A 12,899-nucleotide genomic window follows, 5' to 3' on the forward strand; every position below is an offset into this window, starting at 1 on the left:
CGAGGGGGCCGCCGACCGGCCTTGACGCCGCTACCGGCCCGGTGTTGTCAGACCCCGGTGCCAGACTGTGTGACAGGTCACAGAATCGTGGATCCACGAAGGGTGAGTGACATGGCGAACACCGGGACGGGCGGGTCGGCCGGGGCGGTTGGGACGAGCGGTGCGGCGGGCCCGAGCATCTGTCCGACGCTGCTGTATCGCGACGCCAAAGCGGCGATCCGGCAGCTGACGGAGGCGTTCGGCTTCACCACGGTGCATGTGTACGAGGACGACGAGGGCAGGGTGCTGCACGCCGAGCTCCGCTACGGCAACGGCCTGGTGATGCTCGGCTCCAAGGACCGGGAGGGCGGCTTCGCCAAGGCCATGGCCGACGCCGGGCCCGCCGGCGCCTATGTGGTCGTCCAGGACGTGGACGCCCACTTCCAGCGGGCCGGGGAGCACGGCGTGGAGATCCTGATGGAGCCCACCGACCAGGACTACGGCTCGCGGGACTACATGGCGCGGGACCGCGAGGGCAACGTCTGGAGCTTCGGCACCTATGTGCCGGGCGTAGGCGCCGAGGAGGGCTGAGCGGACCACCGGCGCGCGGGAGCGGGATGAGCGCCCGCGCGAGTGAGCGTGGGAGCGGGTGAGCGCCGGCGCGCATGAACGTGGGAGGGGTGAGTGCCCGCGCGAGTGAGCGTGGGAGCGGGTGAGTGCCCGCGCCGAAGTACCGGAGCGCGGAGGTGCCGGCCGGAGCGCGGGGTCGCTACGGGGGCTGGGGGCCGGGCGGTGTCCCGGCCCCCTCGGAGACCGATCGGTCAGACGCTGCCGGTGTGCACCTGGAAGGCGGCGCGCCGGACCGCCTTGGCCAGGGCCGGGTCGGGGTGTGCGGCGGCGAGGGCCACCAGGACCTGCACGGTCCGGGGGTGGCCGACGGCGCGCACCTCCTCCAGGAGGGCGGGGACGGTGCCCTGCACGGCGCTCTCCAGGTGGCGTACGAGCAGCGGGCTCTCGCCGTGGTCGGAGACGGCCGCCGCGGTGTCCACCCACAACCAGGTGGCCTCCTCGCGGGTGAGCACGTCGAGGGCGTCTTCGGGGTCGGCGCCCTCGATCTCGGCCACCCAGAGCAGGGCGTACGGACGCAGCACGGGCTCGTCGACGATGGCGCGCACGGCGGGTTCGGCGGGGGCGCCGACCACGCGCAGCGCGTCGAAGGCCAGGCCGCGCAGGAGCGCGTCGTCGCCGCGCGCCACGTCGAGGAGTTCGGTCACGGCGCTGCCGACGGGGCGGGCGGCGAGCCAGGCGCGGTACTCGGCGCGGGCGGGGCCGGGTGTCAACCGCGCGCAGCCGCGCAGCATGGCGGCGGCGGGCTGCTCGATGTTCCCGGCGGGGCTCTGGGCGGCGACGCAGATCTGCTCCAGCTTGACCCACACCGCCCAGTTCCCGAGCGCGGTCAGCTCGGCCTCGCGCGGGCGCGGGTCGTTCGCCGCGCCCGGCTCGGGGGCGCGGCTGCCGCCCGGCTCGGAGACGTGGCCGTCCGCGTGGCCCCCGCAGTCGTCGGGGCCGTGGCGCACGACCAGGGCGCCGACGGAGGCGAGCGCGCCGAGCGCCCAGTCGAGCAGCGCGGCGAGCGGGGTGCCGGATTCGGTTCCGGATTCGGTTCCGGATGCGGTTCCGGTTCCGGCCTCCGCTCCGGATTCGGTTCCGGATTCCGTGCCGGTACCGGCTTCGGGGCCGGTTCCCGCCGGACCGTCGGCGGGCGCGCCGTCGCCGGGCGGGGGCGCCTCCCCGTACGGCGGCACCTCGCAGCGCTCGGTGCGCAGCTCGGCCACGCGCTGGCGCAGCATGTCCAGGAGGGTGTCGAGCGGCACCGGACCCGCGGAGAGCTGGAGCAGGGAGAGCAGCTGCGGGATGGCCTCCACCACCTCCGCCACCGCTGTCGGCCCGGCTTCGACCGGGGCCGGGCGGGCCAGCGACCAGGCGTCGAAGAGGGCGACCCAGCCGCGCAGCACGGCGCTGTCGTCGCGGTCCCAGGCGGTGAGCCGCCAGCCGGGGCGGGCCCGGCCGCCGTGCGGCTCGATCAGGCCCACCAGCCGGGCCCGATCCCAGTCGGTGCGCACCTGGTCCGGGCCCAGGCCCAGTGCGGCGGCCGCGCGGTCGGCGGTCTCGACGGACAGGGCGCCGGGCGCGCTGCCCTCGGCGACGGCCCAGCGGGCCACCCGCACCGCGTCGGCCAGGCCCGTCCTGGCCTGCCAGGCCAGTTCGGCGGGGGGCGGGGTGCCCTCGGGCGGGCGCGGGGCCGGACGGCTGGGGCCGCGGTGCGCCCCGGCCCGGCGGGCGGCGGCGAGCGGCTGTTTGGGGACGAGTCGGAGCCGGGAGTCGCGCGGAGTACGGGACGTCACGGAAGCAGTCTCGCCCTTGACGGCCCGAAAGCCCAATCGGTACCCGTCTGGCGGTTACGTTCCCGCTGGCGGCGGCGGTAGCCGGACGTCCCGGTGACGGCGGTGGCGGGCCTCGCGCGGCGTGGGGCGACGCGCCCGCGGGCCTGGCGGGTCTTCCGCGTCACATGTGGGGGGTCAGGAAGCGCCGCAGGGCCTCTTCGTAGCCCCTCGGGTCGGCGTTCCACATCGATGCGTGCGGGGCGTGCGGGACGGTGTGAAGGGTGACCAGGTCGGGGCGGCGCGCGGCGAGTTCGCGCGAGAGGTCGAAGGGCGCGAGGGCGTCGTCCGGGCCGTGCAGGAGGAGCGTCGGCACGGTCAGCCGCTCGGGGTCGATGGCGTCCGCGTCGCCGGTTCCGGGGTCGCGCAGCCCGGTCCTGCCCTGGACGCTGCGGATGGCGAGCGGGAGCAGCGGGGCCGGGACGCCGCGGGCGGCGGCGAGGGCGCGCAGGGTGGTCGGCCAGTGGAGCACCGGGGAGTCGAGCACGAGGCCGTCGATCCGACCCCGCAGCGCGGAGTTGGTGGAGGCCCGCAGCGCCATGGTGGCGCCGACGGACCAGCCGTACAGGATGATCCGCTCGGCGCCGTAGCGCACCGCGTACCGGATCGCGGCGTCCAGGTCGCGCCACTCGGCGTCGCCGAGGTGGCCGATGCCGTCCGCGAGGGCGGGCGCGCCGACGTCGCCGCGGTAGGCGACGTCGAGGATCGGGAGCCGGTGCCGGTGCAGGAACGGCATCACGACCATCGGGTGCTCGCGCGTGGTGCCCAGACCGTGGACGGTGATCACCCAGGTGGTGCGGGACCCGGGCAGGAACCAGGCGGGCAGCGCGCCGAGCTCTCCGGGGATGTCGACGTCCGCGTGCTCCAGCCCGAGGGCGTCGTGCGGGTTGCCGATGTGGACCTGCGGGGTCAGCCGCACCCGGCTGCCGGCGCCGAGGGTGCCGTGCGTGATCCGCTCCAGCCGGCGTACGACGGAGTCGGGCGGGTGCGGGGCCTCGTCGATCACCGGTCCGACGATGGCGTGCGAGGCGGCTCCGCTGAGCCCGTAGGTGCCGGGGCGCAGTGCCGCAAGGGTGCGGGTGAGGGTGATCCGCCCGGGTTCGATGGCGTGCACCGTCAGGCGGGGGTCGTGGGGCAGCGGGCGCGTGAGCGACGGTCTGAGGGCAGCGTCGGCGGCGTACCGTCCGGCGACCACGGCCGCCGCTCCGGCACCCAACACCGTCATGGCGGCCAGGGCCACCGCTGTTCGCGGGCGCATGCACCTCAGTGTCGGGACGAGGGACGGTGGGGGCCAGTGGGGTGGGCCGTTGGAGTGAGGCACCCGTTCCCGAGGCGGCGCCCGCCCCGGACCTCGAAGACCTCTGTGCCTCGACGCCGAGGCCGCGCCGCCTCGCGACCAACCCCGGGGTGCGCGGACCGCCGGGTCACCGTGGCTGTCCGTAGTCGCGGAACTTGGCCGCGGCCGCGCGGAGCTCGGCCGGGGAGAGCAGCGTGGGCGTGCGGCCGGGGACCGAGGAGGCGGTCAGCCAGACGCGGCACATCCACTCCAGTTGCGCGGTGCGGTCGTACGCCTGGGCCAGGGTGGCGCCGTACGCGATGGTGCCGTGGTTGCGCAGCAGGCAGGCGGTGCGGTCGCGCAGCGCGGCGAGCATGTGCGTGGCGAGCTCGTCGGTGCCGTAGAGCGCGTAGCGGGCGACCCGCACCGGGCCGCCCAGGGCGGCGGTCATGTAGTGCACGGGCGGCAGCTCGTCGACGAGCGTGGAGACGGCGGTGGCGTGCACCGCGTGGGTGTGGACCACGGCGGCCGCGTCGGTGGCGCGGTAGATCGCCAGGTGCACGGGGAGCTCGCTGGTGGGTTGCAGCTCGCCCAGGGTCCGCCGGCCGTCGAGGTCCACGCCGACCGGCTGGTCGGGGTCCAGTTCCGCGTAGGGGACGCCGCTGGGGGTCACCAGGACGGTGTCGCCGACCCGCGCGGAGACGTTGCCGGAGGTGCCGACGACCAGGCCGTCGGCGGTGCTCCGGCGGGCTGTGGCCACCACCTCGGCCCATGCCGTGTAGAGCGCTCGTGACCTCGCCGTCACTCCCACCACCTCCGCGTCGATCATCGCAGTGCCCCGGTCCATGAGCAGCGGCAACACCCACCTCATACTTGCCATGGGCATGTCGATCTTCCGATACGCTACGGAGGTTCTGTCACGCGCATCGCCGTTCCGGGGGGACACATGGCCCGTGACGACCGCCGTCCGCGACGGGTCCTCGCCCTTCTGGCCGCCGCGCTGACCGTGGTCCTGCCGGCCCAGCCGCAGGCGGCCGGAGCCGGGAAGCCGCGGGGGCACGACGTGTCCTCGCACCAGCGGAACGTCGACTGGGACGCGGCGCGCGAGAAGGGCGCCGCCTTCGTCTACGTCAAGGCGACCGAGGCCACCTCGTACCGCAACCCCTACTTCGGCCGGCAGTACACCGCCTCCCGGGAGGCGGGGCTGCTGCGCGGGGCGTATCACTTCGCGGTGCCGCACCTGTCCTCCGGGCAGACGCAGGCCGCCCACTTCCTCCGGAACGGCGGGGGCTGGACCCCGGACGGCTGGACGCTGCCGCCCGCGCTGGACGTGGAGTGGAACCCGTACGACAGACGTCAGCCCTGCTACGGACTGGGTCGGGCGGAGATGGTGCGCTGGATCGGCGCCTTCAGCGAGGAGGTGCTGCGGCAGACCGGACGGCGGCCGGTGATCTACACCACAACGAAGTGGTGGCGGCGGTGCACGGGCGACAGCGCCGCGTTCGGTTCCGGCCACCCGCTCTGGCTGGCCCGCTGGGCCGCCTCGCCGGGCCCCCTGCCGGCGGGGTGGCGACGGCCGACCTTGTGGCAGTACGCGGACCGGGGTCGGCTGCCGGGTGACCAGAATCTCTTCAACGGGTCGGCGGCGGAGCTGAAGCGGTTCGCAACGGCGTGAATCAGCCGGAATCTCGCACTCCGGAGCGCACCGGACGGCGGCCTACCTGCGGGTCCTCCCGGGTCGCGTCATCCCGAGACCCCCGCCAGTTCACCTTCCGTTCACTCACCATCCCTACGGTCGCCATGCCACTGACCACCGAACGATTGCCTGGGTGAATGGAACACATCACGCTTCTCATCGGGATCGTGATCATCACGGCCTTGGTGTTCGACTTTACGAACGGCTTCCACGACACGGCCAACGCCATGGCCACCACCATCTCCACGGGCGCTCTGAAGCCCAAGACGGCGGTGGCCATGTCGGCGGTCCTCAACCTCGTCGGCGCGTTTCTGTCCGTCGAGGTCGCCGCGACCATCTCCAAGGGCATCATCGACGAATCCGGCATCCAACCCGAAGTGATCTTCGCGGGCCTGGTGGGCGCGATCATCTGGAACCTGCTGACGTGGCTCGCGGGTCTCCCCTCCAGCTCCTCGCACGCGCTCTTCGGTGGTCTGATCGGCGCCACGGTCGCCTCGGTCGGCTTCGGTGCCGTCCACGGCGACGAGGTCGTCATGAAGGTCCTGATCCCGGCGATCGCGGCCCCGATCGTGGCGGGCCTGGCCACCCTGCTGGCCACCAGGCTGACCTACCGCGCGGCCCGCAAGGCCGACCCGGAGGCGACCGCCAAGGGCTACCGCGCGGGGCAGATCGCCTCGGCCGCGCTGGTCTCCCTCGCGCACGGCACCAACGACGCGCAGAAGACCATGGGTGTGATGACCCTGGCGCTGATCACCGGTGGCGCGCTGGCGCCGGACGCCGACCCGCCGCTGTGGGTCATCGCCTCGGCCGGTCTGGCCATCGCCCTCGGCACCTACCTGGGCGGCTGGCGGATCATCCGCACCATGGGCAAGGGCCTCACCGACATCCAGCCGCCGCAGGGCTTCGCCGCCCAGACCGGCGCCGCGGTCACCATCCTGACCTCCTCCCACATCGGCTTCGCGCTCTCCACCACCCAGGTCTGCTCGGGCTCGGTCATGGGCGCGGGCCTGGGCCGCAAGGGCGGCGTGGTCCGCTGGAAGACCGTCGGCCGCATGGTCGCCGCCTGGGGCCTGACGCTGCCGGCCGCCGGCCTGGTCGGCGCCGCCGCGGCGCTGCTGGCCAAGCAGGGTGACGTCGGCGTCACCGCGGTCGCCGTGCTCGCCGTCGCCGCCTGCACCGCGATCTGGCTGGCCTCCCGCCGCAAGCCGGTGGACCACACCAACGTCAACGACATGGGTGCGGAGGCCGCCGACGCCGGCGAGCCGGTGGGCGTCGTCACCGCCGCGCTGCAGTCGGTCGCCCCGCCGCCGGCCGGCCAGGCCGAGCCCGCGACCCCGGCCCCGGCCCAGGCCGCGGTCTGACCCGGTCCCTCACGGCTTCTAGGTAAGGAATCACTTCGATGCAGATCGACTGGGCGGCCCTCGGCCAGGTCTTCGGCGTCACCCTCGTGATGACCGTCACGATGGTGGGCGTCTTCACCCTCGGCATCCTCGGCACCTCGGCGCGCAAGGCGCGACCCGAGGGCGCCGACGGCGGGGCGGTCGCCACCTCCGGCGTCGCGTCCGCGCTCGCGCGGACCGGCGGCTACGCCTGCTACGCACTGTGCGCGGCGGCCGTGGCCTACGGCATCTACCTCATCGTCAGCGGCTGACCCGACCGCCGCGCGCTTCTCCGTGCCCCGGGACACACGCCCCGGGGCACACGCGTATCCGCACCTCCGCGCGCAGGTCAACAGTGAGTTGACGGCCGTTCCCGCAGCATGGTGGACTTCCGGGGCCAAACGGCGACAGCAGAGGAAGTCCGGTGAGAATCCGGCGCGGTCCCGCCACTGTCACCGGGGAGCGCTCCCCCTCGAAGGGGTCACGGCTCGACGTCACGGTCCACGGCGTCACAGGGCTGGAAGGCCGGGGGCAGCGCGGATCCGGGAGCCAGGAGACTCTGGTCGCCGGTCACGTCGAGCCAGGGCGCGGACCCTGAGTGAGGACACACACGGATGCGTGCCGACCACGCCAGCTACGCGTGCGGCGCCGCCCTCGGCTTCCTCGGCGACCTCGCCGCGGGCGACCCGCGCCGCGGCCACCCGGTGGCCGCCTTCGGGCGCGCCGCCGCGGCCGCCGAGCGGCTGCTGTGGCGCGACCACCGCGCCCACGGCGCGGCGTACACCGCGCTGTGCGCGGGCGGCGCGGCGGCGGCCGCGGCGCTGCTCACCCGCACCGTACGGAACGCCACCGGCTCCCGCGGCGCCGAGGTGGCGCTCACCGCCGCCGCCACCTGGGCGGTGCTCGGCGGCACCTCGCTGCGCCGCGAGGCCGAGACGATCGGGGCGGCGCTCGCCGCCGGGGACCTCGCCGCGGCCCGGGAGCGGCTGCCGCACCTGTGCGGGCGCGACCCGCACGCGCTGGACGAGCGGCAGATCGCCCGCGCGGTCGTCGAGTCCGTCGCCGAGAACACCTCCGACGCGGTGGTGGGCGCCCTGGTGTGGGGCGCGCTCGGCGGCGTGCCCGGCCTGGTCGGCTTCCGCGCGGTCAACACCCTCGACGCCATGGTGGGCCACAGATCGCCGCGCTACCGCCGGTTCGGCTGGGCCTCCGCCCGCCTCGACGACCTCGCCGGCTGGCCCGGCGCACGGCTCACGGCGGCCCTCACCACGGTCGCCGGCCCCGACCCGCGCGGGGCGCGGCGCGCCTGGCGGAGCGACGGGGGCGCTCATCCCAGCCCCAACGCGGGCCCGGTGGAGGCGTCGTTCGCGGGGGCGCTCGGCGTGCGGCTGGGGGGCACGCTCGCCTACGGCGGCCGGGTCGAGCACCGGCCGGTGCTCAATGCCGAGGGGCGGGCGGTGGAGTTCCGCGACATCGCCCGCGCGACCCGACTGTCCGGCCGGGTGGCCGCGCTCGCCCTGACCGCCTCGATCGCCGGCCGGCTGGCCGGAGCCGCCGCCCGCTCCGCCCTCCGGGGCGCGCGCGCCGGTCGGCGGCCGGCCGTCTCCCGGGGAGGGGCCGTATGAACCGCCACGGCGATAGTGGCGACAGCGCGGTGACGGTGCGGCCGGCGGCCGCCGGAAGGAGCCAGGGATGAGCGGGGGCGGCGGACTGCTGGTCGCGGGGACCACCTCGGATGCCGGCAAGAGCGTGGTCACCGCGGGGATCTGCCGCTGGCTCACCCGCAAGGGGATCAGCGTGGCGCCCTTCAAGGGGCAGAACATGTCCCTCAACTCGTTCGTGACGCGCGAGGGCGCCGAGATCGGGCGTGCGCAGGCCATGCAGGCACAGGCGGCCCGCGTCGAGCCGAGCGCGCTGATGAACCCGGTGCTGCTGAAGCCGGGCGGCGACCGCTCCAGCCAGGTCGTGCTGATGGGCCGGCCGGTGGGCGAGATGAGCGCGCGCGGCTACCACGGAAACCGGCAGAAGGAGCTCTTCGAGCCGGTCGTGGAGTGCCTGGCGGAGCTGCGCCGCACCCACGACGCCGTCATCTGCGAGGGCGCCGGCAGCCCGGCCGAGATCAACCTGAGGCGTACCGACATCGTGAACATGGGGATCGCGCGGGCGGCGCGTCTCCCGGTGGTGGTGGTCGGGGACATCGACCGCGGCGGGGTCTTCGCGCAGTTCTTCGGCACGACGGCGCTGCTCGCGCCCGAGGACCAGGAGCTGGTCGCGGGCTATCTGGTCAACAAGTTCCGGGGCGATGTGACGCTTCTGGAGCCGGGGTTGGACATGCTGTACGGGCTGACCGGGCGCCGCACGTTCGGCGTGCTGCCGTACGCGCACGGCCTCGGCATCGACGAGGAGGACGGACTGCGGGTCTCGCTGCGCGGCACGGTCCGGGAGTCCGTCGTGGCCCCGCCGCACGGCGCCGACGTGCTGCGGGTCGCGGTCGCCGCCGTCCCGCTGATGTCCAACTTCACCGATGTCGACGCGCTGGCGGCCGAACCGGGCGTGGTCGTGCGGTTCGTGGACCGGCCCGAGGAGCTCGTCGACGCCGACCTGGTGGTGGTGCCCGGCACCCGCGGCACCGTGAAGGCGCTGGCCTGGCTGCGCGAGCGCGGGCTCGCGGACGCGATCGCCCGGCGGGCCGCGGAGGGCCGCCCGGTGCTGGGCGTCTGCGGCGGCTTCCAGGCGCTGTCCGAACACATCGAGGACGAGGTCGAGTCGAAGGCCGGGCGGGTCGAGGGGCTCGGGCTGCTGCCGGTGCGGGTGCGCTTCGCGCGGGAGAAGACCCTGGCCCGACCCGTGGGCGAGGCGCTCGGCGAGCGGGTGGAGGGTTACGAGATCCACCACGGCGTCGCCGAGGTGCTGGGCGGTGAGCCCTTCCTGGACGGCTGCCGCGTCGGCTCCGTGTGGGGCACGCACTGGCACGGCTCGCTGGAGAGCGACGGCTTCCGCCGGGCGTTCCTGCGCCGCGTCGCCGCGGACGCGGGCCGGTCCTTCGTCCCCGCCCCGGACACCTCCTTCGGAGCCCTGCGCGAGGAACAGCTCGACCGGCTCGGCGACCTGGTCGAGGAGCACGCCGACACGGACGCGCTGCTGCGGCTGATCGAGGACGGGGTCCCCGAGGGGCTGCCGTTCATACCCCCGGGGGCGCCGTGAGCGCCCACAGCGCACCACCCGTGGCATCCCCGTCCGCGCGGGGAGACGACGAACACGCCGCCCACGGCAGGGGAGACGGCGAAGTCACCCCCGCAGGCGCGGGGACATCACCGCCCGTCCGCCTCCCACCGCGCGGGCGCATCACCGCAGCGGAGCGAGAAACACCCGAAGGAGTGATCAACGCGTGACGACCACCCCCTATCCGCTCACCGCGATCGTCGGCATGGCGGATCTACGGCTCGCGTTGCTGCTCAACGCGGTCAGCCCCGCTGTGGGGGGCGTACTCATCCGCGGTGAGAAGGGCACGGCCAAGAGCACCGCGGTACGCGCGTTGTCCACCGTTCTCCCCGACGTGTCCGTCGTCGACGGGTGCCGGTTCAGCTGCGACCCGGCCGTGCCCGATCCGCAGTGTCCCGACGGGCCACACGAGGTGGGAGCCGGCGCCACGCGGCCGACCCGGTTGGTCGAGCTGCCCGTAGGCGCCTCCGAGGACCGGGTCGTCGGCGCGCTGGACATCGAGCGGGCGCTGTCGGAGGGCGTGAAGGCGTTCGAGCCGGGCCTGTTGGCCGCCGCGCACCGCGGCATCCTCTACGTGGACGAGGTGAACCTGCTCGCCGACCACCTCGTGGACGTGCTGCTGGACGCCGCAGCCATGGGCTCCTCCTACATCGAGCGGGAAGGCGTCTCCGTACGGCACGCGGCGCGCTTCCTGCTCGTCGGGACCATGAATCCGGAAGAGGGCGAGCTGCGGCCGCAGTTGCTGGACCGGTTCGGGCTGACGGTCGAGGTGGCCGCCTCGCGGGAGCCCGACGAGCGGGTCGAGGTGGTGCGGCGCAGACTGGCGTACGACGCCGACCCGGCCGGCTTCGCCGCGCGTTGGGCGGTCGAGGAGGCCGAACTGCGGGAGCGCGTCGCGGCCGCGCGGGCGCTGCTGCCGGCGGTGCGGCTGGGCGACGGCGCGCTGCGCCAGATCGCGGCCGTGTGCGCCGGGTTCGAGGTGGACGGCATGCGCGCCGACATCGTGACCGCGCGGACCGCTACCGCGCTGGCCGCGTGGGCCGGGCGCACTGCGGTGACCACCGAGGACGTACGTCAGGCGGCGCTGCTCGCGCTGCCGCACCGCAGGCGGCGCAACCCCTTCGACGCGCCGGGCCTGGACGAGGACCGGCTGGACGAGATCCTGAGCCGGTTCGAGGGCGTGGAGGACGACGAGCCGGAGCCGGAGCCCGAGGGCCCGGACCCGGACGGCGACGGTCCCCACGACGATGGCGACGGCGGCCCGGACGACGGCCCCGGCGGCGTGCCCCCGCAGGACGGCCCGCTCCCGGAGGGCGCGGCCGACCTGCCGGAGCAGCGACAGGATCCCCCGCGTACGGAGCGGGAGTCCCCCGCCCCGCGGCAGGACGCGCCGGAGGGCCTCCAGGAGCGTCCGGACGCGCCGGAGGGCAGCTCCGGCGCCGGGGCCGCCGAGCAGCGCGCGGTGGGCGCCGGCGAGCCGTTCACGGCGCGCAAGCTCGATGTGCCGGGACTGGGCGAGGGGGCGGCCGGGCGGCGCTCGCGGGCGCGGACCGCGCAGGGCCGCACCACCGGCGCGCGCCGCCCGCGGGGCGCGCTGAGCAGGCTGCACCTGGCGGCCACCGTGCAGGCGGCGGCCCCGCACCAGGCGGCGCGCGGCCGGCGCGGCCCGGGTCTGGTGCTGCGCCGCGACGACCTGCGGGAGGCCGAACGCGAGGGCCGCGAGGGCAATCTCGTGCTGTTCTGCGTGGACGCCTCCGGGTCGATGGCCGCGCGGAAGCGCATGGGCGCCATCAAGGGCGCCGTGCTGTCACTGCTGCTCGACGCGTACCAGCGGCGGGACAAGGTCGGACTGATCACCTTCCGCGGCTCGGGCGCCGAACTCGCCCTGCCGCCCACCTCCTCGGTCGACGCGGCCGCGGCACGGCTGGAGAAGCTGCCCACCGGTGGCCGCACCCCCCTCTCCGCCGGGCTGCTCAAGGCCCGGGAGACGCTGCGCGTCGAGCGGCTCCGGGACCCCTCGCGCCGGCCGCTGCTGGTGGTGGTGACCGACGGGCGCGCCACCGGCGGCCCCGAACCGCTGGCCCGCGCGGGCCGCGCGGCGGCGCTGCTGGCGGCCGACGGGGTGGCGTCGGTGGTCGTCGACTGCGAGTCTGGCCCGGTGCGGCTGGGTCTCGCGGCCTCGCTCGCCCAGGAGCTGCACGGCACACCGGTGACACTCGACGAGCTCCGCGCGGACAGCGTGACCACGCTGGTGCGCGCGGAACGCACGGCACACACGACACGACTGACACGGAGGGCCGCGTAATGCCGCAGGGACAACCGACCGTCGTTCCCGAGGACGGGCTGACCACCCGCCAGCGCCGCAACCGCCCGCTGGTGCTGGTCCACACGGGCATCGGCAAGGGCAAGTCGACGGCCGCCTTCGGGCTCGCGCTGCGGGCCTGGAACCAGGGTTGGCCGATCGGGGTGTTCCAGTTCGTGAAGTCCGCCAAGTGGAAGGTGGGCGAGGAGAACGCGCTGAAGGTGCTCGGCGCCTCCGGCGAGGGCGGCACCGTCGACTGGCACAAGATGGGCGAGGGCTGGTCCTGGATCCAGCGCGACGGCGAGATGTCCAACGAGGAGAAGGCGCGCGAGGGCTGGGAGCAGGTCAAGCGCTGCCTGGCGGAGGAGACCTACCGGCTGTACGTGCTGGACGAGTTCGCCTACCCGATGCACTGGGGCTGGGTGGACACCGAGGAGGTGGTGTCGGTGCTGCGCGACCGCCCGGGCACCCAGCACGTCGTGATCACGGGGCGCAACGCGCCGCAGCCGCTGCTGGACCTCGCCGACCTGGTCACCGACATGTCCAAGGTCAAGCACCCCATGGACGCCGGCCAGAAGGGCCAGCGGGGCATCGAATGGTGATC

The 12,899-nt window shown here is 75.0% G+C and carries 11 protein-coding genes and 1 riboswitch; of the genes, 8 read left to right on the top strand and 3 right to left on the bottom strand.

Annotation, left to right across the window (positions count from 1 at the left end):
- The first annotated feature begins 111 nt into the window (after window positions 1-111).
- Entirely contained in the window at window positions 112-570 is a 459-nt protein-coding gene (locus CD790_RS19410; protein WP_144384553.1) for a VOC family protein, read from the top strand.
- A gap of 230 nt (window positions 571-800) precedes the next feature.
- On the opposite strand, the gene CD790_RS19415 is transcribed toward CD790_RS19410, so the two are convergent.
- From CD790_RS19415 to CD790_RS19425, 3 genes are all read right to left on the bottom strand, one after another.
- Window positions 801-2,384 carry a hypothetical protein gene (locus CD790_RS19415; RefSeq protein WP_144384554.1) on the bottom strand — a complete coding sequence of 528 codons (1,584 nt, stop codon included), beginning with the start codon at window positions 2,382-2,384 and terminating at the stop codon, window positions 801-803.
- A gap of 160 nt (window positions 2,385-2,544) precedes the next feature.
- On the bottom strand, window positions 2,545-3,678 hold the full coding sequence (locus CD790_RS19420) for an alpha/beta hydrolase (protein WP_144384555.1): 1,134 nt from the start codon (window positions 3,676-3,678) through the stop codon (window positions 2,545-2,547).
- Between the two features lie 166 nt (window positions 3,679-3,844).
- Window positions 3,845-4,525 (bottom strand): class II aldolase/adducin family protein, encoded by a 681-nt coding sequence (locus tag CD790_RS19425; protein WP_186319147.1) that lies wholly within the window; start codon window positions 4,523-4,525, stop codon window positions 3,845-3,847.
- A 117-nt stretch (window positions 4,526-4,642) separates the two neighbouring features.
- Between CD790_RS19425 and CD790_RS19430 the strand changes: the two genes are divergently transcribed.
- The 7 genes from CD790_RS19430 (at window position 4,643) to cobO (ending at window position 12,897) form a co-directional block, all read left to right on the top strand.
- Window positions 4,643-5,371, top strand: a complete 729-nt coding sequence (locus CD790_RS19430; RefSeq protein ID WP_144384556.1) for a lysozyme — start codon at window positions 4,643-4,645, stop codon at window positions 5,369-5,371.
- A gap of 158 nt (window positions 5,372-5,529) precedes the next feature.
- On the top strand, window positions 5,530-6,753 hold the full coding sequence (locus tag CD790_RS19435; RefSeq protein ID WP_144384557.1) for an inorganic phosphate transporter: 1,224 nt from the start codon (window positions 5,530-5,532) through the stop codon (window positions 6,751-6,753).
- Window positions 6,754-6,791: 38 nt separating this feature from the next.
- Window positions 6,792-7,043, top strand: coding sequence for a hypothetical protein (locus CD790_RS19440; RefSeq protein ID WP_144384558.1), 252 nt, complete (start codon window positions 6,792-6,794; stop codon window positions 7,041-7,043).
- A gap of 140 nt (window positions 7,044-7,183) precedes the next feature.
- Window positions 7,184-7,331, top strand: a riboswitch (cobalamin riboswitch).
- Window positions 7,332-7,385: 54 nt separating this feature from the next.
- Window positions 7,386-8,396, top strand: a complete 1,011-nt coding sequence (locus tag CD790_RS19445) for a cobalamin biosynthesis protein (RefSeq protein WP_144384559.1) — start codon at window positions 7,386-7,388, stop codon at window positions 8,394-8,396.
- 67 nt (window positions 8,397-8,463) lie between these two features.
- Window positions 8,464-9,975, top strand: coding sequence for a cobyric acid synthase (locus CD790_RS19450; RefSeq protein WP_144384560.1), 1,512 nt, complete (start codon window positions 8,464-8,466; stop codon window positions 9,973-9,975).
- A 223-nt stretch (window positions 9,976-10,198) separates the two neighbouring features.
- Window positions 10,199-12,298, top strand: a complete 2,100-nt coding sequence (locus CD790_RS19455; protein ID WP_260867731.1) for a putative cobaltochelatase — start codon at window positions 10,199-10,201, stop codon at window positions 12,296-12,298.
- Window positions 12,298-12,897 (top strand): cob(I)yrinic acid a,c-diamide adenosyltransferase, encoded by a 600-nt coding sequence (gene cobO, locus CD790_RS19460; RefSeq protein ID WP_144384562.1) that lies wholly within the window; start codon window positions 12,298-12,300, stop codon window positions 12,895-12,897. Before CD790_RS19455 ends, cobO begins: the two co-directional genes overlap by 1 nt.
- Window positions 12,898-12,899: the final 2 nt, after the last annotated feature.

Origin of the sequence: Streptomyces sp. SAJ15 (genome assembly GCF_007595705.1) — a bacterium.
In the GTDB taxonomy this organism is placed as follows: Bacteria; Actinomycetota; Actinomycetes; order Streptomycetales; family Streptomycetaceae; genus Streptomyces.